This is a genomic window from Solitalea canadensis DSM 3403 (genome assembly GCF_000242635.2).
In the GTDB taxonomy this organism is placed as follows: Bacteria; Bacteroidota; Bacteroidia; order Sphingobacteriales; family Sphingobacteriaceae; genus Solitalea; species Solitalea canadensis.
Map to the genome: position 1 here is coordinate 3935752 of NC_017770.1, position 24854 is coordinate 3960605.

Annotated in this window: 24 protein-coding genes; 4 read left to right on the forward strand and 20 right to left on the reverse strand. The window is 36.2% G+C overall.

All coding sequences use genetic code 11. From position 1 onward, the window contains the following. Positions 1-11 precede the first annotated feature (11 nt). The 5 genes from SOLCA_RS16360 to SOLCA_RS16380 all read right to left on the reverse strand — a co-directional run bounded on the left by SOLCA_RS16360 (position 12) and on the right by SOLCA_RS16380 (position 8601). The gene (locus SOLCA_RS16360) at positions 12-1928 is read right to left on the reverse strand and encodes a DUF3857 domain-containing transglutaminase family protein (protein WP_014681570.1); all 1917 of its coding nucleotides are present in this window, start codon (positions 1926-1928) and stop codon (positions 12-14) included. A 6-nt stretch (positions 1929-1934) separates the two neighbouring features. Beyond that, entirely contained in the window at positions 1935-3869 is a 1935-nt protein-coding gene (locus tag SOLCA_RS16365; RefSeq protein ID WP_042480004.1) for a DUF3857 domain-containing protein, read from the reverse strand. 420 nt (positions 3870-4289) lie between these two features. Next, positions 4290-4985 carry a response regulator transcription factor gene (locus SOLCA_RS16370; protein ID WP_014681572.1) on the reverse strand — a complete coding sequence of 232 codons (696 nt, stop codon included), beginning with the start codon at positions 4983-4985 and terminating at the stop codon, positions 4290-4292. A gap of 24 nt (positions 4986-5009) precedes the next feature. After that, positions 5010-6701: a sensor histidine kinase gene (locus SOLCA_RS16375; protein WP_014681573.1), complete on the reverse strand. Its 1692-nt coding sequence runs from the start codon at positions 6699-6701 to the stop codon at positions 5010-5012. A gap of 13 nt (positions 6702-6714) precedes the next feature. Then, positions 6715-8601, reverse strand: coding sequence for a S9 family peptidase (locus tag SOLCA_RS16380; RefSeq protein WP_014681574.1), 1887 nt, complete (start codon positions 8599-8601; stop codon positions 6715-6717). A 166-nt stretch (positions 8602-8767) separates the two neighbouring features. On the opposite strand from SOLCA_RS16380, the gene SOLCA_RS16385 reads away from it, so the two are divergent. Together SOLCA_RS16385 and SOLCA_RS16390 are read left to right on the forward strand one after the other, a co-directional pair. Then, on the forward strand, positions 8768-9679 hold the full coding sequence (locus tag SOLCA_RS16385) for a molybdopterin-binding domain-containing protein (protein WP_014681575.1): 912 nt from the start codon (positions 8768-8770) through the stop codon (positions 9677-9679). A gap of 87 nt (positions 9680-9766) precedes the next feature. Continuing rightward, positions 9767-11572 carry a tetratricopeptide repeat protein gene (locus SOLCA_RS16390; protein ID WP_014681576.1) on the forward strand — a complete coding sequence of 602 codons (1806 nt, stop codon included), beginning with the start codon at positions 9767-9769 and terminating at the stop codon, positions 11570-11572. On the opposite strand, the gene SOLCA_RS16395 is transcribed toward SOLCA_RS16390, so the two are convergent. Then, entirely contained in the window at positions 11565-12698 is a 1134-nt protein-coding gene (locus SOLCA_RS16395) for a polysaccharide deacetylase family protein (RefSeq protein WP_014681577.1), read from the reverse strand. The two genes, SOLCA_RS16390 and SOLCA_RS16395, sit on opposite strands and share 8 nt — an antisense overlap. A 148-nt stretch (positions 12699-12846) precedes the next feature. Here SOLCA_RS16395 and SOLCA_RS16400 point away from each other — a divergent pair, with 148 nt between their 5' ends. Both SOLCA_RS16400 and rfbC read left to right on the forward strand, forming a co-directional pair. After that, a complete protein-coding gene (locus tag SOLCA_RS16400; protein WP_042481502.1) occupies positions 12847-13173 on the forward strand; it encodes a DUF4286 family protein in 327 nt (108 codons plus the stop codon). 56 nt (positions 13174-13229) lie between these two features. Beyond that, positions 13230-13772 (forward strand): dTDP-4-dehydrorhamnose 3,5-epimerase, encoded by a 543-nt coding sequence (gene rfbC / locus SOLCA_RS16405; RefSeq protein WP_014681579.1) that lies wholly within the window; start codon positions 13230-13232, stop codon positions 13770-13772. A gap of 51 nt (positions 13773-13823) precedes the next feature. On the opposite strand, the gene SOLCA_RS16410 is transcribed toward rfbC, so the two are convergent. The 14 genes from SOLCA_RS16410 to SOLCA_RS16475 form a co-directional block, all read right to left on the reverse strand. Continuing rightward, positions 13824-14321, reverse strand: a complete 498-nt coding sequence (locus SOLCA_RS16410) for a hypothetical protein (protein ID WP_014681580.1) — start codon at positions 14319-14321, stop codon at positions 13824-13826. 6 nt (positions 14322-14327) lie between these two features. Beyond that, positions 14328-15176: an OmpA/MotB family protein gene (locus SOLCA_RS16415; RefSeq protein WP_014681581.1), complete on the reverse strand. Its 849-nt coding sequence runs from the start codon at positions 15174-15176 to the stop codon at positions 14328-14330. 126 nt (positions 15177-15302) lie between these two features. Further along, positions 15303-15965, reverse strand: a complete 663-nt coding sequence (locus SOLCA_RS16420; protein WP_042481504.1) for a DUF2461 domain-containing protein — start codon at positions 15963-15965, stop codon at positions 15303-15305. A 1-nt stretch (position 15966) separates the two neighbouring features. After that, entirely contained in the window at positions 15967-16350 is a 384-nt protein-coding gene (locus tag SOLCA_RS16425; protein ID WP_014681583.1) for a DUF983 domain-containing protein, read from the reverse strand. Positions 16351-16430: 80 nt separating this feature from the next. After that, a complete protein-coding gene (locus tag SOLCA_RS16430) occupies positions 16431-16703 on the reverse strand; it encodes a hypothetical protein (protein ID WP_014681584.1) in 273 nt (90 codons plus the stop codon). A gap of 56 nt (positions 16704-16759) precedes the next feature. Beyond that, the gene (locus SOLCA_RS16435; RefSeq protein WP_014681585.1) at positions 16760-17335 is read right to left on the reverse strand and encodes a DUF420 domain-containing protein; all 576 of its coding nucleotides are present in this window, start codon (positions 17333-17335) and stop codon (positions 16760-16762) included. A gap of 1 nt (position 17336) precedes the next feature. Continuing rightward, on the reverse strand, positions 17337-17984 hold the full coding sequence (locus SOLCA_RS16440) for a hypothetical protein (protein ID WP_014681586.1): 648 nt from the start codon (positions 17982-17984) through the stop codon (positions 17337-17339). A gap of 3 nt (positions 17985-17987) precedes the next feature. Beyond that, on the reverse strand, positions 17988-18335 hold the full coding sequence (locus tag SOLCA_RS16445) for a cytochrome C oxidase subunit IV family protein (protein ID WP_014681587.1): 348 nt from the start codon (positions 18333-18335) through the stop codon (positions 17988-17990). Between the two features lie 27 nt (positions 18336-18362). Further along, positions 18363-19043: a cytochrome c oxidase subunit 3 gene (locus SOLCA_RS16450; protein ID WP_014681588.1), complete on the reverse strand. Its 681-nt coding sequence runs from the start codon at positions 19041-19043 to the stop codon at positions 18363-18365. Positions 19044-19054: 11 nt separating this feature from the next. Further along, positions 19055-19630, reverse strand: coding sequence for a cytochrome c oxidase subunit 3 (locus SOLCA_RS16455; protein WP_014681589.1), 576 nt, complete (start codon positions 19628-19630; stop codon positions 19055-19057). Positions 19631-19632: 2 nt separating this feature from the next. Then, complete coding sequence (cyoE, locus tag SOLCA_RS16460) at positions 19633-20538, reverse strand: heme o synthase (RefSeq protein WP_014681590.1); 906 nt, start codon at positions 20536-20538, stop codon at positions 19633-19635. A gap of 11 nt (positions 20539-20549) precedes the next feature. Next, a complete protein-coding gene (locus SOLCA_RS16465; protein WP_014681591.1) occupies positions 20550-21623 on the reverse strand; it encodes a COX15/CtaA family protein in 1074 nt (357 codons plus the stop codon). A gap of 56 nt (positions 21624-21679) precedes the next feature. Continuing rightward, complete coding sequence (locus SOLCA_RS16470; protein ID WP_014681592.1) at positions 21680-23599, reverse strand: cytochrome c oxidase subunit I; 1920 nt, start codon at positions 23597-23599, stop codon at positions 21680-21682. Between the two features lie 23 nt (positions 23600-23622). After that, positions 23623-24840, reverse strand: a complete 1218-nt coding sequence (locus SOLCA_RS16475; RefSeq protein ID WP_014681593.1) for a cytochrome c oxidase subunit II — start codon at positions 24838-24840, stop codon at positions 23623-23625. Positions 24841-24854: the final 14 nt, after the last annotated feature.

Below are 24854 nucleotides of genomic sequence, written 5' to 3' on the forward strand. Positions count from 1 at the left end.
GAGCTTCTTTATTAGTTTGCTGTTCCAACCAAAACCACTTTTGATTTATCAGCTTTTGAGATTGCTGTAAGAAACTCAAACAGCTCATTATATTTTTCGGCCGAAAAACGCCCTGCATTTCTGACAAACTTCCGGGTATAAATTAACTCATTGTTTTCGAGTTTTACCGAACTTGAAAACTCTCCGAATGCAGTTTTTAGCACTACATCATTGGGTTTGCTTTCTAAGGTATAGCCGGCAGGTATTTCGTAAACAATTTTATCTTCATCAGTACTGCCAAAATGAAATAGCATATCAGACCGGCGCTTTTCTATTTTTTCTGGCCCCGAAGTCATACGATTTAACAGATTTGGCTGAATAAAAATCCGTTTACCCGAAATATTTATATAATTAGAAAACTCCAGTTCCAAATGCTCATTAATTACAGGTTTACTACCTTTTTCCGCTTTATAATTAAAACTCTTAATTCGTAAACTCGGAATATTGATCGTTTCATATAAATGCTTCTCCACCCTTCCCTGGCTCACCATATTTGTCCAGTCACTTAAATCATCCTGACGAGTACATTTATACTTCGCATCAACAGTTGCTGCAACAGTTCCAGACAGATCAAATTTAACCTTTGCACTACGTATCAATGAATTATCAGCGGCGTTATATTCCGGTGTTTTAACCAATTTCCCACCTTCAGGAGTAAACAATAAGGCTTGTCTGTTACCCGTAAATTCACCCATATAATTAAATGAATTATACTGACTTGTACATTCTAACCAAACTGTCTCTTTTTCAGTTGGTATTGCTAGCACAACGTGATTAAAAGGATTATTGACAAAATCCTGATAAATGGTTGAAGGTTCATATCCACCATAGATCAGAGCCGCATGAGCTGTCACTCCGGCTTCTTGTAATAATGACTTCATGTAATTTGATAGAGCCTTACAATCTCCGTAGCCACGAGTGGCCACATAGTTAGCATCAAACGTTTGAAGCCCTCCGATTCCTAACTGAACACTTATATAACGAGTGTTCTTTTGCAGATAATCATACAATATCTGTGCTTTCTCAATTGGATCTTTAGCCGCATCCGTCAACTCATGGACTTTAGCCTTTACATTATCCGGTAATTTATCACGGTCTTTATTGATTTTGTAGATCCAATCGCCAAAAGACTGCCATGAATCCATTTTACCATCATAACCTTCATAAGAAAAGTCAATTGGTACACATAAAATGCCAGGTCCCTGTTCAAATATCGGAACACTATAAGGCTCTCTTTTGATTGATTTCAGATTGGAAGCACTCCATGTATAGTTATTTTTACCGTTAATAATTTCCTTTTTTACAGGAACGGCAAGATTGAATTCCTTATATCGTATATTCATGTCTTGCGGAAATACAACCGTGTAGCTACTGTTTTCTACACTGGTTTTATAGCCACTTAAACCGCTCCATCCGGGATAACTTACTAGACCTACATACTCATATTCGTACTCAAATTCAACTGTATACGGAAAAGTATGATGAGTAAGCGTAGCAACCTTTACTCTGTTATCATCATATAAACTAATGTCTTGGGTAGCTTTATAATCTTTAATCTCACTACTCTTCAGTTTTCTAACCACATTACCTGTAGAATCATACACTGTTCCTTTAAATGCTTTAATTGGACGCAGCTTATCATAGGATAATACTTGTTCTGACCAATGTTCACCATTAGAATTCAGAATAGTAACCATGAAATGGTTTGTAAACTTTCCTGAGCCTTTATTTACGATTGTAAAAACGGCATCATCAAAACGTACCACTGCATCAGCATCTTTTCTTAACTCTGCGGATATATCCTTTGTCGGATATTTTTTGCCATCATCTGCCCATGACTGAAATATAGTTAATGAGCAGAAGATAGCGATAAGGAATAACTTCTTCATCAATTTTTATTGATTAGCTTTTTTGAGAACAATCTGTTCTGATTGTTTGGAAATAATACCAGCGTAAAATGCCTTCAACCCTTCATACTCTTCTGGTAAGAACATCGTTTTATTAAAACTAACTATAGTTCTCACCTGGATTTTAGTTCCCACCTGACCGATTGTATAAGAAAATTTAGCACCACCTTCTGATAGATCAAAACGTGCTGATTTAGGCAATTCATCAACAATATAACCTTCCGGAATATCAATGGTAACCATGTATGAGTCTTCCTTTGCAGTTGGAAAACTTACCGGATATTTTCTGTCTTTTGCTTTAAAAACATTCTCAGTAAATGAACCGAATAGTATAGGGTTTATATAAATAATCGAATTGTTATTTAATTCTTCTTCTGATTCAAATGAAAGCTTAGTAACTAAAGTCGTATCAATATTTTTTAAATTATCAAAACTGTGCTTAGAGATTACAATACCATTTGTTTTAAATGCCTTTTTAAAATAATCATCTTCATTAGTAATCTCCGCAACTGAGCTTCTCATATTGGCAGCCTCGTAATCTTTTGCATAAACAATAATATCTCCTGCTAATTTTCCATCTTTAAGTCCTAAAGACGCCACAGTCAATCTTTTAGCTTTTAAATTATCATTCTCCAACTCAACCCAACGACCTTCACTTTTTTGATTAATTAAGCGCCCTTTGCCATTTAAACAACGCTCCGGGAGTAGGTATGATGGTCTGTGTGCATCGGTTGCGTCAAGTAATAAATCAGTGCTATCTAAACGAACAGCTGCAATTACATAGTTAAAATTATCAACCATAGGGTAGTATTGATTCACCCTTCCGTTTCTCCGGGTACTTAATAAAATCGGATTAGCCTCTAAACCGGCTTCTCGTAACATACCCACTAATAAAAGGTTAATATCAGCAGCACTTCCTGTTTTCTTTTCAAATACTGTTTTAGGAGTTTGTGACGCTAGGTATCCATTATTGCCATTCCATTTAACATTGCTTTTAAGAAATGAAGCAATAGCTACCGAACGTGTTGCCATGTCCGGATACTTATCCGCAATTACTTTAATTTGATCTTTTAAAAACCCTGTACGATTCATTGAACTTGCAAAACCGTCGGTATTGTAAATTGCTTCCGTAACTTTCTCCCATGTATTCAATACCCCATGATAAGCCGATTGTGGATATTGATAGCCCTGAAGCTGAAACTTGATTTTCGAAATATAATCATCTTTGGTGGTGATGAATTTATCATCGGAAAAAGCAGGTACATCTTTCATAACCCAACGATAATCTGTAGTACGTGCAGAAACACTTGCAGAACCTGCGCGATTTCCTTCGTTGCCTTGGGTAGCGATGTTTGAACTCCACCTGATCATGAATTGTTCATTACCATCTTTCTTCTCGTTAATAGCAAATGGGTTATACCCTTGCATTTCCAGTTTATAGAAATAATACTCAGGAATACGGGCTGTGTATTCACTCCATATTACCGGATATTTCCCCTGAAACTCCCATTCTTTAAAAAAGGTAGTACGATCTGTTTTGATAGTATAGATAAACTCAATAACTGCACCCTCTTTAACATTAGGTAACGTGAATTTCCTATTGTTTAAGTTGTCAGTTATCTTTTCATCAAAGATTCCTTTACTGTCTAGCTTATACTCATTGATTTTACCATTTTCGAGCAGATAGGTAACCCCTTTTAGCTGAGTGATCTTTTCTTTGGAATAAGCTCCACTATAATATGGGATCTCAAATGTAGCATCATCAAAAGCTGCTTTATTAAAAATTTTGATGCGACAGTGACGTTCATGTACTAATTCAAAATCGTCTTGTCCCCATACAAAATAAGAGTTCCCGACGTCGGCTAATACTACAGCATTGGCACTTGAATCTAATGAATAAATGGGCATGGTTAGTTCTTCCATGCTTACTTTCCCGTATTTAACGGGTGTCTTTTGAGCAATTGTAGATAACGGCAGTATAATGCATAGGCAAAATGCGCCAATCAATCTAATAAAAGAATTAGTTAGGTAAAAATTGGACATAAAAGTGTTAGTTTTCAGATTAGTTGTATTTATATTCTTAGGTAGCGAGGTAAACTTGAATGATCGAAAAGTAGTAAATAATTTGCTAAAAACTACTGATAAATAATTCCTTTATTAATATCGCATAACCAAATTGGTTTTAAGTAGAATTGACAGGTTAATGTTCTATTCGGGGCCGAAAGTAAAAATTAAAATGATAGACGCAAAAAAATATATAACTAAAAACTGCTAGTAAAATTTAATTAAATAAAACTTACAAACCTCAATAAACAAGAAAACCGGCATGCACCGGTTTTCTTATTAGTCAATATTAAATTTATATCCTATACCTCGTACAGTTTGAAGCAACTGCGGATTTTCCGGATTGTCTTCAATTTTCTTTCTCAAACGCACAATATGCATATCGAGGGTTCTGGTATTAACATCAGAGTTATACCCCCAAACCACCTGCATTAATTCGTCGCGATTAATCACTTTATTTGGGTTTTTAAGGAAATACAGCAAAATTCTATTTTCAAGAATAGTAAGCTCTATCTTCTTATCATCACTTGTAATAAGCGAATGAATGCTTGGGTGATGTTCCATATTGTGGAACTTATGTACTTCGCTCTTATCCTGTGTAAGCAGGAACTTCACTTTATTATCCAACAAAGCCAACATTACATCCATGTTGAATGGTTTTGTAATATAGTCAGATACGCCAAAGTTATAAGCGTCAATCTTATCAACATCCTGAGCTTTGGCAGTCATCATGATAATCAGGTTTTCAAAATTCTGCTGACGCAATGATGCACATACTGCCGAACCTTGTTTACCAGGCAACATCCAGTCCAATAAAACCACTTCGGGTTCTTCACGTAAGATTAAAGCCTCTCCGTCAGGGCCATTGGCTGCTTCAAATACTGTATATCCTTCTTTTTCTAATCTACTTGCTACTAAAAAGCGGAGATTTTCATCATCCTCTACAACAGCTACTTTTATTCTTTTCTTTTCCATAGAGCTATCTGTATTATATGGTATTTAATTCTTTCTTAAAGGTAATACAATTTTAAATTCTGAGCCTTTACCAGGCTTACTTTTTACGTTTATCTCTCCATTCATGAAATTAACTATTTCTTTGCAAAACGCCAGACCAATTCCGACGCTTCCGTGCCTGTTAAATTCATTTTCAACTTTATAGAACTTCTTGAAGACATTTTCAAGTTCCTGCTTTTCAATCCCAATTCCCTGATCAATAAACCTGAACACTACTGATTTCCGCTGCCTTTTAACATTAATATTTAAAAACTTATTGCCCGGAGGAGAATACTTGTAGGCATTGTCCATCATGTTTGTAAAAACACTGTTCAGCAAAACCGCGTCTGTCTCAAAGTGTTCAATATCTTCAATGTGATATTCAACGTTAAAATCAGGGTATTTAATATGATAAGCATCTACTAAATTCTGACAAAATACTTCAAGGTTTATGGTTGAATATTTGAGTTTTATTGATTTATTTTCTAATTGCGTAAAAGACAGCAACTTGGTCATTAAATCATTCAGTTTATCAGCTTCCTCATTTAATATCCTTCCATAATTCAATCTTTCCCTATCGGTTAAAGAATCACTACTCCTTATATTATCGCCCGCTATTTTAATAACACTTACAGGTGTTTTAAATTCATGCGTAAGGTTATTAATAAAATCATATTGAAGTTTAAATAACTTTTGATTAATATTTAAGTTTCTGAAAATCAGAAAAGCAATAAATAAAACTAATAAATAAACTACAATAAAACCGATAGCCAACGGAGTAAATATGCGGTATATTTCCCTATTGAGAAAATCTCTGCTGGAGATAAAATACAATTGATAATCCGAAAATGCCCCAGGCAAAGAAATGCCTGTAGTGTAATAATGTCTTCTATCAGTACTTAATGAATCAAACATAAAGGAATGAATACTTATATGTTGATACAACTGAGGGTTAGTATTCTCAATCCTTAATGCTGCAGGGTTTAAATTAAACACCATCAAATCCTGCTCATAAACCGCCGATGGTGCTTGCTTTTCACTGCCAAAAAATTCTTTATACGTCCTTATCTCTTGTCGTCGTGGAACATTCAAGAAGCTGATCTTATTATCGTTAATAGAGTAATAAGTATTAAATATTTGACTAGTTTCGGTTACTCTATTTGTATCTACTTCTTCTACGTAAGAAATAAACTTTAACAACGCACTGCTAAAGTCGCTTTCAATGACTGGTGCGTAATTAAACACCCGATCTTTTCTACTGTATAATAGTTCAGTTGAATGGTGTTTATTGAACTTATAAATAGACTTAAATTCAGCGGAAAAATGATCTTTAGTTAAGCCCGTAATAATTTTATGGTTACTTATTTCCAGGTCATAAAACACAAGTGAATTAACGAAAGAATAACGTCTGAAAAGATCTTTGGAAACCTTAGCAATCGATACAGAATCAAGGAAGCCTTGATAAAGTGAAAACTTAGGTATTTCAGAATTCACGAACTCATTGTATGGCTCTATTGTTTTATCCAATACTTTAGCTTTTTCACTATCAAACTGGCCTTCAACAAATCGTTGAGTAAACTTGTAAGCTAAAAAAAGGGCAAGCAAAAAAGATAACGAAACAAGGATAAAAAAGCTGGTAATTAGCACCAGGTTTTGTCGATATGTATTTTTTTGTTGCGGTTGTTGTCTTGTTTCCAAATCGGCAAAAAACTTATTTCTTTAAATTTTCATTAAAAAACTCTTCCATTGCATTATAAAATGCCAGCCTGTTCTCCTGTTTTGTAAAATAAGCCCCTTCATTTTGCTTAAGAATGTATTTTACATCCACACCACGCTTTTGAAGTGTTTTCACCAATTGGTTGGTTTCCTCCACATTTACACGAGGATCTTTAGCTCCTTGCGCTATCAGCATAGGCGTGTTTATTTTTTCTGCGTGAAATATCGGGGATACATCTCGCAATGCATCTGCATCCGATTCCGGATTTCCAACCAATGCATAATACATACCTTGCATGGATTTATAATAAGGAGGAATATCTTTTAAATAAGTGAAAAGATTTAACAGTCCACAATATGAAACTCCACATCGGTACAATTCTGGAGTTTTTATACATCCTATAAATGCACTGTAGCCGCCATAACCATTTCCATAGATGGCAATACGATTAGAGTCTGCTACATTTTTCTTAATTAACCATTTTACTCCGTCAGTAATATCGTCCTGCATTTTACCACCCCATTCTTTAAAAGAAGCTTGAAAAAATGCTTTTCCATATCCGGTAGACCCCCTGTAATTAACTTGTAAAACAGCATATCCTCTATTGGCCAAAAATTGTACTTCAGAATTATAGCCCCATTTAGTACGCGACCATGGACTAGGTCCTCCGTGAGGAATTACTACTAAAGGCAATTTTTCTGATTCCTTGCCTTTAGGAAGAGTAAGGTATCCGTTAATGGTTAGTCCGTCCCTTGATTGATAAGCAATTGGCTTCATATCAGCCATTTCAGACTCATGAATCCAAGGAGAAACATCACTAAGTTTGGTTAACTTATCGGAATTGTTTTCATATAAATAAAAAGTTCCGGGATTTTTATCGCTATAAGTACGAACAAGAAATTTTTCTTCCTTTTTGTCGACACCTGCTATCCATAGATCTTTACCCGGAAGCTTTTTGGAGATATTTTCATAAAAACATTGAGAAGGCTCATCCAAAAAGTGTACTTCATACTTCCAGGTAGTAAATCCTACCCATAATAATCTTTTTAATACTTTAGAGTATCCAATTTCTGCTACGTCAACATCTTTATTCTCATAGATTGTTTTTATTTCCTTTCCGGTTTGCAGGTCAATCTCTACCAAAGCCATTTTATCACGACCAATGTTCGAAAGAGCATAAATGTGTTTATTATTTTGGAATGAGAAGCATTGTGGATCAAGTGTTTCATTAAAGCCGATGCTGGTTACAACTTTAAAAGGCTTATCTTCTGATGGCCTGTATAATAATCGCTCATTAACACCGTCAGTTTCAATTGCTAATAATAATTTCCCTTCGTGGTCGGCCTGCCAGAAATTAATATTTCCTGGGTTTTCAGCAATTATTTTGGACTCACCTGTTTCAAGATTCATTCTATAAGCGTCGAACTTTTTAGGATCACGCTTATTCATTAGCATTAAGATATTACCATCGTCTAAAATATCAATCAAGCGAACAGTAACTTCCGGGTAAGGAGTAATGTCATGACTATTTGAGCCATCCTTATTTACAGCATATAAGTGATATTTCTCATCGCCATTATTGTCTTTCAAGTAAACCAGTTGATTATTTCCACCCCACCAATATTTCAATACAGCATCTTCACTTTCAGCTGTTACCTGAGTAACTTCATTGGAGCTCAGCTTCTGAACAAAAATATTAAGCCGATTATTATATGGTTGCAAAAACGCCACGTATTCACCGTCGGGTGATAAGCGAAAATACGTTCGTTCAGGATTTCTGAAGAAATCAGCAATAGGTATTTCCCGTACTGCAGTTTTTTTATCACACGCACTTATCACAACAGCAAATAAGAACAACACGTATTTACAAAATACCTTCATAAAGTTTACTTCTTCTCTCTTTTATTTAAGTTAACGTGTTAAAAATAGTTAAAATTGAAGGCCCTGAAATGGGCTGTAACAACAATTTTACCCCCTAAAAACAATAATATTACGCTGTTTTAACGGTTGTAACAAAGAAACGATATAAACTCGCATATTATTTAATATGCGTTCCACATTGACTACCGTAGAAGAGGTTTTATTCTCAATTAATCAGCAGTTTGCCCCATCAAAACGTATTGTTCGTATTGATTTAGCAGACTCATTAAATATGTTTTTAGCAGAAGACCTGCTATTGCCGGAAAAGCAAAACATATATGAGCACAGTAATTTTGCAACATACGAAACTACTTTGAAAAAAGGTACATTGTTGCGCCCTTATGAATTAGGTATTTTACACAAGGTGGATATTGAACAACTTAATGTTTACAAACCTATTGAAGTTTGTATTCAACCGGTTTATACCAATCTTTATCCATCAAAGCCTATTATTTCGCCTATCATTAAGAGTCTGATCAAGCATTTCGAAGGAGTGAACACTACCTTAGAACCCATGCTTATAAAAGAAAATCCGGATGTGGATTTTCAGATCAAGACACTAATTGATAAGTCTGATATTATATTAATTACTGGATATGATCATCACATGCTTGCCCCTAAATTTGAACAGTTTGGTATAAAATTCACCACAAACAATATCGATCAGACGCCAGGCAACAAAACGCTGGTGGGCTTTGATGATCATAAAATTGTTATGTTTTTACCAGAAGAACAAACCGGTGCTTTGCTAAATGCAGAACTTTATGGCCGTGCAGCTATTTTAAAAGCCTTAGGAAGACCTTTTGAGTTTATTAAAGCAATTTCTGCAAGCATTTATGAAAATGATACTCATAATACTCATTTTTCAATAGGTCGTTATTCAGTATTTGATAAAGATGTAATTGTTAGCTTTCAACAGAAAGTAGATGAAATTATTCTCACCGATTACGCCTCTGCAAACTGTTATGTACGAATATTACCTAACACCACTATTGCAAAAGGCGCCACAGTTGAAATACTTCCATTCATTGGAAATTAGCCTATTAGTTACGAGCAAATTATTATTAAATACGGCAAACAGTTTGTAGTGAGTGTAAAACTGCAAACTGTTTGCTATTTTTACGATATGCGTCGAATCATTTTATACCTTTTGTTCACTGTTGTTCCTGCCCTCTCGTTTGCTCAGAAAAACGTTGATGAAACATTGGCGCAAGATTTTTTGCGTAACGGAGAGTATCAAAAAGCAGCAGATCTTTATGAAGAGGTATTTAATAGTTCTGGCTCAGAAAACAGCTTTAATAATCTAATGAGCTGCTTGCTGAAACTTAAACAGTTTGACAGAGCTGAAAAGATAGTTGCAAAGCAGATCAAGAGAAATCAGAACATCCTTCGCTATCAGATAGATTTAGGAAACATTTATAAGCAAAGCGGGAATTCTAATAAAGCAAAAGATGCTTTCGGCAGGGTTATTAATGAAATAACGCCCGATATGTTATCCATTACTGATGTTGGTCAGAAGTTTTACTCTATTGCTGAATTTGACTATGCGATCGCTACTTTTAAAAAAGGGCGGCAATTAATGGGTAACAATACACTTTTCACCTATGATCTCACCCGTTTATACAACATTAAGCAAGATAAAACATCCATTATTGAAGAAACACTTACTCAATTAGCAGAAAATCCCAGTTTTTTAAGCCAAGCAAAGGCGATTCTATCCAGTTCACTTCAAGAAAAAAAAGATTGGGAAAATTTCAGAAGTATCCTTCAAAAGAAAATTAATAAGGATAATAAAAATCCGGAACTGGCAGAGCTAATGATCTGGCAATATTTACAAGAAAATAATTTCAATAAGGCACTTGACGCAGCAATTACTTACGATCGTAATTTATTTGAAGACGGTGAGAAATTATTCACGGTTGGAGATGCTGCATTAGAAGGCGAGGATTATGACTTAGCCATTAAAGCGTTTAACAATGTGGTTAACCGTAAACCATTAAGTCCGTTGTATGGTGAAGCTAAAATGGCCATGATCAGTGCTAAAAATAAAAAAATAATGAGTGGCAAATACACTCAGGAAGATTTAATATCACTTGAAAGCGATTACCAGCAGGCTATACAAGAATTTGGAAAAAGCAATGAAAGTTTATTCCTAGTAAGAGAACTTGCCAGCCTAAAAGCATATTACCTTCAGAAAGTACCGGAGGCCATTCAACTATTAGAAGATGCCATTAAAACACCCCGTATTTCGTATACGTTGCAAGCTCAATGTAAACTTGATTTAGGCGATGTTTATGTTTTATCCGGAGAAGTATGGGAAGCTACTTTATTGTATGGTCAAGTTGATAAAGCATTACGAGATAACCCAATGGGCCAAGAAGCACGATACAGAAGTGCTCGTTTATCATTTTGGAATGGAGATTTTGAATGGGCAAAAGCTCAGTTGGATGTATTGAAGGCATCAACCTCACAACTATTTGCTAATGATGCACTTAATTTATCACTGGTTATTAGCGATAATATGGGACCCGACAGTACCAACATTCCTTTAAAAATGTATGCTCGGGCTGATTTACTTTTATTTAAAAATCAGTTTAAAAATGCCACAGCAACACTCGATAGTCTAAAGACTCAATATCCCACACATGCATTAATGGATGACATCCTAATGTCGGAATCTAAAATTGCAATGAAGCAAAATGATATTGACAATGCGGTTAAAAAACTTACTGAGGTTATCGAAAAATACAGTTTTGATATTTGGGGCGACGATGCGCTATTTACGTTGGCTGAAATAAATGAAGAAAAACTAAACAATAAACCAAAAGCTCAAGAGTTGTATGAGCGTTTATTAACCCAATATCCTGGAAGCTTATATGTTCTCGAAGCCCGAAAACGATTCAGGGCTTTAAGAGGTGATATTGTTAATTAAGGAAAACCGTTGCAAGCAGATCCATATTTACGTTTTTAAAACGTTGTTTCCCTACTTTCGCTCTTCTTTCCATTACTTCTCTCCAAGTAGTAAGTATAAAGCCCTGATCTTCTAAAAATTTGCGGAATTTCGGATCCATCATGGCTAACATATCACCTTTTCTACGGTTTCCTGAACCGGAAAATTCTTTAAAGAGGTCAGTCGTTTTTGTACAATGCATAATCACCATAGTCAGACCTGGTTTAAGCCTGCTCAAACTTTCCTGATACTTACCGGAAAACCATTCTTGAAGAGTACTATCCGTTATCTCCATATCATCCGGAAATTTCCAATCCTGGCTCATTCCATGTAAATCATCTAAAACCGGCAATCCGGCATTCCAAACTTTTTTACCGAGTGTTTGAGCAAGTTTCATCATTTTCATCAATTTGGCTGACGCCTGATCATTTGCATATATGAATTTGGCCTTATCTAACTCTGATAAATCACGTGTTTTAACTTGCTCTAAAAGCATCGAATTATGTCCGCCTGGAAACATTATTGGAATTCTTTCTTTCTTACCAATATGAATATACTTAAGCAAATAGCCCGGCTTAGAAAAGACTGTTCCCATATGCGTATCAAGGTGAGTTGGATAGAATCCCATCTGAGAAGCACGTTTAAGCTGAGCTCTTATTTCTCTACCAACTTCTTTGGATGAAGCATGTTTACGTACTTGTCCAACGTCTTCCCAGAAACAGCCATCTTTATCTGTTAAGCCTGGAACCCGTTTTTGTCCGGCTAGTGGTCCCCATCGGTAGGTTTCCCATTCTGAAGTTAATGTAATGTGAATACCTGCATCCACCGTTGGATTTTCTTTTATGTATTTAACCATCGGAGATACCCAGGGACAGGGCATCATCACACTAAAAGAATTGGCTACACCTTTTTCCAGGGCCTCAATAGTCCCTTGGTTGGAGTCAAATGACATACCGGCATCATCAACATGCAAGATCAATACTCTGGAGCCTTTAGGCCAGCCTAATCTTTCAGCATATGTTGACTGTGCAACTACTTCCTGTACTGAAAATGCAATAACTATTGCTATCAGGGATAACTTTTTAATATGAGAATTAAGCGCAAACATAAGGCAGTGGGGATAAGGAGGGATTAGTCTAAATATACTGATTTTTAAACTATTATGCTACAAAAAGCCCTACAATGATCATATATTTTTTTCTACAATTCACATCTTTTCTCTTTTTTTTCCAACCTTTGTTTCAAACTACATGGATATGATACAATATAATGTAACCATTAATATAGAGAACGACGTTTTAGAGGAATGGATGCAATGGATGCGTACCGAGCATATTCCAAGTGTTATGAAAACAGGAATTTTTCTTTCATACCGAATTGCTGAACTACTCGCCCCAATAGATCCAGAGCAAGAAGGAAGCACCTTTTCATTTCAATATTTCTGTCATTCCATAGAAGACTACAACCGCTACGAAAATGAATTTGCTCCAGCCTTGCGTGCAGAAACAACAGCAAAATATGGCAATAAAATAGTCGCTTTCCGGTCAATTATGCAGATTTGGGAAGAAGGATCTGCTCAATAATTTAACATCTTTTTTAAAACCTAATTTGCCAGTTGTTCAACTGGTTTTATTTCTAAATGAAAATTACTACAACACCCATTAAAGACTTATTGATCATTGAGCCTCGTGTGTTCGCCGATAATAGAGGATATTTCTTTGAAAGTTTTAATAAAAACAGTTTTACTGAAGCAGGAATCACAGATGAATTTGTGCAAGACAATCAATCAAAATCTTCAAAAGGAACTTTAAGGGGATTGCATTTCCAGGCCCCTCCTTTTGCACAGGGGAAATTAGTTCGTGTAATACAAGGTGCTGTTTTAGACATTGCAGTTGACATCAGAAAATGCTCGCCAACATTCGGACAATACTTCACAGTTGAATTGACTGCTGAAAATCAATTACAGTTCTGGATTCCACCAGGTTTTGCCCATGGATTTCTAACCTTGGAAGATGAAACCATTTTTACTTACAAGTGTACCAACTTTTACAATAAAGCATCAGAAGGCGGAATCATCTGGAACGATCCGGATGTTAATATCAATTGGGGAACTACCGATGTATTGGTTTCAGAAAAAGATATGATATTACCTAAGCTAAGCGAGTTTACAAGCCCTTTTTAATTTTTATATAAGTAATAAAGGCTCGAATATCCGAGCCTTTATTGTAAGTTATTATTCTAAATATTTGTTAGGAATTGGGTTCTCCGAACTTTCTGCATTCCAGGTAATGTTCATTATCTTCCAATCAACACCATCATACATTAACTGAAAACTATTAATACCTCTTTGAAAAGGTTCTCGATCATCAGCATTGTGAAACGATTGGTAAGTTGATAATACCTGGGCCATATTTCCAAAGATGTCAGTCTTTCTGAAAATCTCCTTTTCAAAAAAACCTTTATCCTTTGTTAACTTGACCAAACCTGATAAATATTGACTAACGCTTAAAACCCGATTAACAATTTTTCCGTCTTTAACGCCAATCGGACAAAGACGACCATCCGCAATAAACAATGTACGAATAAGTGTCGTATCTCGTACCTGTCCCGCACCACCTGAAATAGATGCATAGAGCGATTTTATAGTCTTATCCAGTTTTTCTTCTTTCGACTGAGCAAAAATTGTATTGGAGCAAAATATTATTAACAGTATAAAAATTAAACGTTTCATACTTAATTAGTTTTTCTGAAGTAAATTATATAATTCATCCAACTTAGGAGAAATAATAATTTCAATTCTTCGATTTTTGCTCTTCGCTTCGGCAGTCGATTCCTGTGTAATCGGCATGAATTCACCGCGTCCGGCAGCCTCAAGTTTAATTGGCTCTAGTTTTTGAACTTCCGTTAAATACCTGACTACTGAAGTTGCTCTAAGCACACTTAAGTCCCAGTTATCTTTAATCTGACCCAGGTTTCGTACACGTGCATTATCAGTATGGCCTTCAACCAGAATATTAATATCCATTTGTGTTTTCAATACTTTAGCTAATTCATCCAAAGCCTCTTTTCCTTTACTATCGATAACGATACTTCCTGTATCAAACAAAAGTTTATCTGTTAATGAAACATACACCTTACCATCCTTTACAGAAACCGTTAAGCCGCTCTCCTGGAAACCCAACAGTGCTTTTGATAGTTTTTCACGCAATGCATTAGTTGCTTCTTCTCTGCTCTTTAAAATGACCTCTACTTCTCTTAAATTCTTTTCCCTTGCAGCTAAATCACTGCTTAACTTTTTAATCTCACCACTGCTATTATTGCGTAAAGCAGAATAATCTTTAAAAAGCTGATCGTTCTGCTCCTGAGATAGTCGAAGCTGATCTCCAAGATTTGATGTATCACCCTTTAATTTATTGGCAACAGCCATTAAACTGTCGCCATGGGTAAAACAATTTACAAGTGCATTTTGTAATGAGTCGCGTTCACCAATTAGTTTTTTATAATCCTTTTTACTGAGGGCCACACATGACGATAAACCAATAACCGAAGCAACAAATAACGATGGAACGAAAGTATTCTTGATCATTTCTTATGATGTTTAATGCTGCCAAAATAACGAATGCCCAATTGTTAATCGTATAAACACGAAAATATTACCCATAAAAAAGCGACAGATAATTCATCTGTCGCTTTTAGAGCTTTTTAATATTCTTTAAGACGAAATAGCGTTTTGTAGAAATTGATTTAGCAAAAACAACTCACTAAAAATATTTACAATCTTATCAACCACTTTATTGTCCAACAGTTCTTTAGCATTTAGCTGGGTTGAAGCCGTATAACTTTTCAGTTTTAGCAACTCAATATCAGGATGATCTGAGGGGTATCCTTTAGGAGCTGTTTTTAACTTCTCTTCTACATCCAGCTCTTTGAAATACTGCTTAAAACCCTTCCCTCCAATTATTGATTTAAATTCTTCGGTATTATAATCAATCTCCTGACGGATAGCTTTCACATGATCTGCAGGTGGCATCCAATATCCTCCGGCTACGAAACATTGTCCGGGCTCAACATGAAGGTAATAACAAGGGCCATTAACCCCCTTTTCTGTTGTCCCCAGTACTATACCAAAGTTCTTTTTGTAAGGAGACTTATCTTTACTGAAGCGTACATCACGATAAATACGCATAACGCTTTTCTTGCCGGTAAGACCAGCAACCGCGGGATCAATTGTTGCAAGTTTCTTAATTATTGCGTCAACCAATTCTTCTACGTTTTTTCGTGCAGTTTCATAACGTGGCTTATTAGCCATAAACCATTCACGGTTATTATTAATGGCTAATTCAGCTAAAAAATCAAAGGTAGTTTGATGTAACATATCAGCGTTTTGAATAGGATGGATCATAATGCACCGGAGCAAAAAGGTGCAACATCAAAACCCGACCGAATCTAAAGTTAAGAGGCATAAATAAAAAAATTGCTCCAATAATTATAGTTAAATAAACCCATGCAGCAGGATTATTAAGAAAATAGTAGGTAGCAAAACCCAATACAACGCTTTGCGCTACATTCAAAGCATAACTAAAATACATACCACCCCAAAAAAAACCTGGCTCAATTTCATAACGTAAACCACAAACCGGACAGTTTGTATACATCTTTTGATAATTGGCCAAATTATAAGTAGGATATTTAAACATCTCACCCTCCCTACAGCGTGGACATTTTTGCTGAAGGATAGCTTGTGTTTTTGAAATAGCCATAATTACTATGTTTTTATCAAAACTCTATAAATGATAGTTTTGAGTTTTTTTATTAATGTAGATGAAGCTTATATCTTCTATTAATTCAGATTAAGTTTCTGATCCGGAATATCAATATTTACGTTTTTACGACGATAATTTCTATACCATAGAAATCCGACGCCAGCAACTGCAAAATAAGGAGCAATCAATAAGTAGATAATCCCATTATTTAAACCTCTACCCTTTTTACCACCCTCTGAAATTGATGATTCTACAGATGATTTACACATTGGACACTGTGCATTTGCATCTTTTGGCATTGCTAGTAAAAACAGGCCGAACAAACTCAAACAAGCAACTAACTTCTTCATATTTACCTTATTTACAGGTTACAAAATTAACGTTTTTAGCGTTTACTTTGTTTTTATTAACTGATATAATACTGAGAGATCATCAGGTACACAACCACTCCGGTTATTGTTACATATAACCAAATTGGGTAAGCCCAACGAGTAATCTTCCGGTGTTTTGTTACTTCCATTTTTAATCCCCAGTAAAAGGATAATAATACCATTGGAAGCACCAATGCGGCCAAAATAATATGGCTAATTAAGATTATCAGGTAAATTACACGTGATACACCTGCTGCTGTAATTTCAGAAGGATCGACTATACCATCATGATTTAAATCCCCAAATCGAGCTTCTTGCGGAGCTAACCAATGATAAGCTATATACGACACTAAAAATAAGCTCGACAAAAAGAAAGCGGTCAAGTTTAACTTTTTATGTGTAGCTATGTTCTTTTGCCTAATGAAATACAGTGACAAAAGAAGTAAAACCGTACAGGTACCGTTAATAATAGCGTTTATCTTAGGTAGTATTAAAATAGCAACCGGATCAACAGCCGGTGCCGGAAGTATTTTACGGTTCAATATAACAACTACCGCAAATACAAAAATGGATACCCCTGCAACTATTCTAAAAATTGATTTTTCCGACATTTTACTTTAATTTTTTATCATCCTCTTCCCGAATCAACTCAACTGTTAATACCTTAACTTCATCCATCAACGTATCAATATTAAAACGATTTTCCATCTTATACATTCCTCGTATCCGGTGATGGCTATCAAGCATCACATATCTGCGGGCTGCAGTATACTTTTTGGTAATACTATCTAACTGAATCTCGCTAAGTAAATACTGTTGCTTTGCAATCGCTGCCAGCGAATCTGCCGGAGCGTAAACAACTTTCCAATTATCGTTTTTGCTACTATCAGCCAACCATTTAGTATCACCGGTATAAGTAATGAATGAAAGCTTCGGATTCTTTTTAAAATACTGAACCAAACGCCATGTTTGCTCATTCATTGCCTTATTCCCGAATGAATCATCGGTTAATAGGAAATTAGCCATTATGATTTTCCCTGTATCAGCTGCGGGATAAAAACTAATGGTGTGATAAATGGTATCCTGTATTTTTCTGCCTTTCTTAGTATGAAAAGTAGAAGCCACTTCCTTAGGTCCTAGAACCCGAAGTGGCTTGTACATATTTTGGCCTGTTTTTAACCAGAAGAAGGTTATAGCAGGTAAAGCAAATACGAAAAACAGGATAGCCAATTTTTTCAAGAGACTACGCCTTTCTGACATACTTTATTTTACTCCAAGTAATAAATGATTGCCCTCAATAATCATCAAGGAAACAAAATAGATTAAGAAAATCATCGGTAGTACAATAGCCAAGATAAGTCCGATCTTTTCAAACTTTAAGTGCATAAAGTACGCTACGATATAAGCTGCTTTAACAATTGTTAAGGCAATATACAGGAAGTTGGCAACTTCCTGAGAAAACCATGCATGTGGAAGACAATATAACGCAATAAAGAATTCCAGTACAGTAACTCCTAACAAAATGAAGAATACTCTCCAGATCTTGCCTTTGCTCATTGTTTCGTGTTCGCCGTGATGCTCGTGAGCGATAGCGTGTTCGTGTGCTGACATTTTATATTAAAATTCAGAGTTAACAGATTAAACTAAATAGAATAAGGTAAATACGAATACCCAAACAAGGTCTACAAAGTGCCAGTATAAACCAACTTTCTCCACCATCAGGTAATGACCGCGGCGTTCATAAGTACCAGCAATTGCATTGATCAGAATAACAAGATTGATCACAACTCCTGTAAATACGTGGAAACCGTGAAAACCAGTGATAACAAAGAATAATTGCCCAAATTGAACAGCTCCGGTAGATCCATCAGCGTTCATAAATGGATTGTGGTGTAGAGTCATACCTTCATGAATAAGGTGCGACCACTCCCAAGCCTGACAGCCTAAAAAGGTAAATCCACCAATTACGGTAAGAATTAACCATTTAACTACTTCGCTTTTAGAGTTACGGTGACCAGCTTCAACAGCTAATACCATCGTAACAGAACTAAAGATGAGGATAAAAGTCATAATACCCACAAACACCAAAGGTGCTCCATGAGGTATACCTGGCGCCGACTGGAAAACTACGTCAGGATCAGGCCAGCTAAGGCTTTTAAAGCGCATTGCGCCATAAAAAATCAATAAAGCTGAAAAAGTGAAAACGTCTGATAAGAGGAAAAACCACATCATCAGCTTTCCGTACTCAACAGAAAACGGAGATTTTCCACCACTCCAAGGACCCGATTTAACTTCTTCTAATTGTGCAACAGTACTCATCGATTAAATTATTAGTGGTTCAAAAGTAAAAAAACGTATAAATAAATCCATAAAATATCAAGAAAATGCCAAAATATAGAGGCTAACTCTAATCGTAACACGTTCTTAACCTGAGCGATATTGCGATATACTCCAATCAATGCTGCGAGTAAAAATGCAATACCTGCAAAAATGTGAACTCCATGTAAGCCTGATATTACATACAAAAATGATCCTGAAGGATTACCAACAAAAAACACTTTCTCTGCAACCAATTGCTGCCATGAAATATATTGACAAACCAAAAATGCAAGCCCTAATAGCATGGTTAGCCATAAGCCTAATTTTTGACTGCCGAAATTTAATTTCTTACCCGAAAGGTATGCCCAATGCATAGTTAAACTACTTGCTATGATTATAACTGTAGAAACCATAAACATGCTCGGCATCTCAAATTCAACCCAGTTTCCTTCAGCTCTACGAACAATGTAACTTGATGTAAATGCAGCAAACAACATAATGCTTGCTACAATGAACAACCAAAGTACAAACTTTATAGGTCTGATATTGAGTTTAGTATTTTCGGTATTCATCGCTATATTTTGCATACTTAAATCTTATCTACTAACATCATCACTTGAATTACCATAATATACAGAAAACCTGTAAGCATCACCTTCTTTGCAGAGACAACATCGCAATTCTTAATTAACTTGTAAGCAGGAAATAATCCCCAAATACCCATAATGATTGCTGAAACAAGATAAATCTCTCCAACATAATTATACGTATACAGAAGGATACTTACCGGAATCTGGATAATAGAAGAAGCCATAATCCAATAAGCACTTGCTTTAGTTGTGCCCGACAGAGATGGTAGCAAATAAAAACCCGCCTTATTATAATCCTCATTCAATAACCAGGCAATTGCCCAAAAATGAGTGAATTGCCATACAAACTGAACGGCAAATAATAAGCCTGGCTCCATTCCAAAGTGATTAGCACTTGCTACATACCCTAATAATGGCGGCATTGCTCCTGGTATAGCTCCAACAAATACAGCCAAGCGAGAAACTTGCTTTAATGGCGTATAAATAAAAGCATACGATAACAATGAGAATATTCCAAAGAACGCGGTTAAGTAATTAACTTGATATCCTAACAACAACACTCCCGAAACACCCATTACAATGCTGGCAATCAATGCTTCGGTAACCGTCATGCGACCTGATGGAAGCGGACGGTCTTGCGTGCGACGCATAAATTTATCGAGATTTCTCTCCAGTATTTGATTAAATCCATTGGCTGAACCTGTTACCAGAAATCCTCCGATGATTAATGAAATAAACTTTGACCAATCCATTACCTCAACACCTTTATCGGCGTAGAGATAAGAAATAGCAGCCGTAAACACGACCAGAGAGCTCAAACGCATTTTTACCAACGAAGCATAATCAGCGTACTTGGCAGAAATAACGGTTGATATATCGGTTTTAACTGTTTTTTCTAAAAACACTTTCTTCTTTCTTAAGCGGCAACTGTTACGGTCGCCTTAATTCTAAACAAAAACAAAATGGCCCAAACCTGAACTCCGAACATTAAGCACCCAAAAACAAGGTGCAATGTTTGAAACACTGGAGGAAGTGCCAATTGTGCTAATACAATTCCTGTGACTATTTGTAATCCAACAAGAATCGTATTGTAGTTTACCAACTTCACAAGTGTTGTTGATGAAACTTTTCTTAGCAAATAATATAAAAATGCAGTTAAAACAGCCACTCCTATTGCCAGTTCTCTGTGAGTAAAAAATAGTGAACCTACTCTGCTTACCCACTGATCTCGTGCGTTGTCATTTAAAACAGCAGCAATTTCGTCAATCACCTCTCTAACCTGAGTTCCTATAAGAATTTGCACAATGGTTAAGATCAGCAATAAAGAGGTTGTCCACTTTACTTGTTTAAACTTAACGCCTTCAAACTCCGAAGATGAAAACTTTCTAACCTTGGCCAACTCATATATATAAATGAAAAGAGCCAAAATTACCAAGGCAATCAGCATGTGAATCGTAACCATATAAGCTTTCAGATTACTCTCCACTACTTTAGCCCCCATCCATCCCTGAAAACCAATAAGAAAAAGATTTAACAGACTTAATGCAAACACATTACCTTTTCCCAGTTTAATATAACTGAATGAAAAAATCACGGTTGCAATTGCGCCAAAACCTAAAAGAACACCTGCTAAACGATTTACATATTCAGTCCAGGTATGATATACATTGAATTTAGCATAATCATGCTTGGTATATTTTTCCCAGTCGCTCGGAATAAATTCTTTGCCTGTTGTAAAATCGCTTTTAGCTTTATAAAGGGCTTCATTCCAAATTACTACGTAACCTTTTTTGAAGAACTTCCCTTCAGAAAAAGTAAGCTCATCAATTGTAGTAGGTGGAATATAATGACCGAAACATTTAGGCCAATCGGGACAACCCATCCCAGAACCTGTACTTCTTACCACACCACCTGCAAAAATTACAAGGTAAGTGAGCACAATTGTTATAAAACAAACGGATAAGAATTTTTTTTCGGATTTACTCTGCATTTCTGTATAAAAGTTGAGTACCTGATCAATAAATGATCAGATACTCAATTTTAATATTAATTAGATTCCTGAGCTTTTTGCTCTTCTGAAACCGATAAAGTTTTTGATGAATAGTGCTCATGTGTAAACTGAGCCTCATCTCCATGATATCCAAAATCATGAGGAGTATTTGAACTTACGGTTTCAGCCAATGTTACAGTTTGAGGGATGAAATCTTTTTCAGCTCCAGGTTTACTGTAATCATATGGCCAACGATAAACAGCAGGAATTTCACCTGGCCAGTTACCGTGGAAGTGCTCAACCGGAGTAGTCCACTCTAAAGTATTAGAGTTCCAAGGGTTTTGAGGAGCACGTTTACCTTTGAAAATGTTTACAAAGAAGTTATACAAGAATAAAACCTGCGCAATAGCACCTAAAATAGCTGCTAAAGTGATGAACTTATTCAATGATAACCATTTAGTGAACATTTCAAATTCAGTAAAGGTATAATAACGACGAGGAACACCGTCTAAGCCCATAAAGTGCATTGGGAAGAATACCAGGTAAGCAGAAATAAAGGTTAACCAGAAGTGTAAATAACCTAATTTGCTATCCATCATCTTACCAAACATTTTAGGATACCAGTGGTAAACACCCGCCAACATACCAAAGATTGCAGAACAACCCATTACGATGTGGAAGTGAGCAACTACGAAATATGTGTCGTGTAAGTTGATATCTAATGAAGGGTTTCCTAAGAACAGACCTGTTAAACCACCAGAGATGAAGAATGACACCAATCCGATAGCGAACAACATTGCAGGAGTAAAGTGAATATTACCTTTCCATAATGTTGCAAGGTAGTTAAAGGTTTTTACAGCAGAAGGAACCGCAATGATCAACGTAGTAAACATGAACACCGAACCTAAGAATGGGTTCATACCGGTTACAAACATGTGGTGTCCCCAAACGATGAACGAAAGGAACGAAATACCCAACAATGAACCGATCATTGCACGGTAACCAAAGATTGGTTTACGTGCATTAGTAGCGATGATCTCTGAAGTAAGACCTAAAGCAGGCATAATGATGATATATACCTCTGGGTGACCTAAGAACCAGAATAAGTGCTGGAATAAGATCGGGCTACCACCTGTATTAGGTAAAGCCTCTCCACCTAAGTAAATATCAGACAAGTAGAAACTTGTTCCGAAGCTGCGGTCAAAAATCAAAAGAATTACTGCTGCAAATAATACAGGGAATGACAATAGACCCAAAACAGCAGTTAAGAAGAACGCCCAGATAGTCAATGGCATACGAGTCATTGACATTCCTTTGGTACGCATATTTAATACAGTACTGATGTAGTTGATACCACCCATCAAAGATGAAGCGATGAACATTGCCATTGAGATCAACCACATTGTCATACCCACACCTGAACCAGGCATTGCTTTAGGCAAAGCAGATAACGGTGGATAAATTGTCCATCCCGGACCGGCAGGACCGGTTTCCACGAAGAATGAAGCAACCATCACAACGCTTGCCATAAAGAAGAACCAATATGAAAGCATGTTCATGAAAGGCGAAGCCATATCACGAGCACCAATTTGATAAGGGATCAGTAAATTTGAAAAGGTTCCACTTAAACCAGCTGTCAATACAAAAAATACCATGATGGTACCGTGTATTGTAACCAATGAAAGGTAAAACGCAGGATCTAAACGCCCACCAGCTCCCCATTTGCCCAAAAGTACTTCGAACAAAGGAAACTCTTTATCAGGCCATGCCAACTGGATACGGAAGATGATAGATAATATCATCCCGATTACACCCATAATAATACCGGTGATCAAAAACTGCTTGGCAATCATCTTGTGGTCCATACTAAAAACGTATTTCGACAAGAATGATTCATGGTGATGCCCGTGAGCATCGTGGCCATGAACATCGTGATGATGAACTGCCTCAGGAGAACTTATTGCTTGAGTAGCCATGGTAATACTATTTTTCTCTCTAATTATTTAATATTAATTGCCAATGATTTATTTGCCGCTACAGTATCTGCTTTTGTTGAATCAGCAGGAGCCGTTGCCGGAGTTGGAGCAGCAGGAGTTGGTTTTTCGTGCTTTTGAACCCAGAAAGGTTTTTGCTCTTTTAACCAAGCTCTGTATTCTTTTTCACTTACTACTTTGATTACAAACTTCATATTGAAGTGAGATGCACCACAAATCTTGTTACAGTACAATAAGTAATCAAATTTAGCATCGTTTACTTTTGAACGCATTTCATTAGTCGTAATGGTTGGAGTAAACGTAAAGTAAGTGTTCATACCAGGTACACAGTTCATCTGCACGCGGAAATGCGGCATATAAGCTGAGTGAATTACATCTTTTGCTCCAAATTGGAACTGTACCTGTTTATTTACTGGCAATACAATTTCTTGAGGGAAAAAGTCGTCGTGAGAAGTGCTGTCTTGATCAAACTTAACACCTAACACGTTATCACCACCAATTAAACGATAGTTACGAGCACCTAACACATTGTCTTTACCTGCATAGCGCACTGTCCATTTAAACTGTTCTGCAACAGCCTCAACTTTAATAGTGTTCGCTAAATCGCCTGGGTACATAATGGTTGTCCAGGTTTTCCAACCAAAGAACACCAAAATACTTAATACGATAGCAGGAACCAATGTCCAGATTTTCTCTAAATTGTCGTTGTGAGGATAGTAATAGGCTTTATGTCCTTTGCGATTTCTATAAAGGAAAACATAAAGGAATAATAAAACGTGAGTGATTACGAATACAGCGAAAGTGATGTAAAACGTAACATGCAACAGGTTATCCGTATCAACACCATGCTTTGAAGCAGGCTCTGGTAAAATCATTTTACCATGGTGAGCAAACTCCCAAAAAGCACCATATAAACCTAAGAAACCAATTGTAAGGAATAATGTTGCGTTGATTGAATTCCAGTTAATGCCTTTTTTCTTTCCGGTAGCAGAGGCTGTAAGTTCATACACTTTTAATGCACGACCAACTACACCAAGAATAAAACCGGCAGCAACAAACATTAATATGTAGAAAGCAACAGAAAGCCACATATCTGAGCGTGCAGCTGCCTTTGTAGCTTCAGCGCCAGCGTCGGTAGCTTTATCCTGCGCCATTGCTACATTAGTGATTAATGTAGCAAGAGCGGCAGAAGTAAAGAATGTTATTTTTTTAAGTATCGACATAGTTATAGGATAAC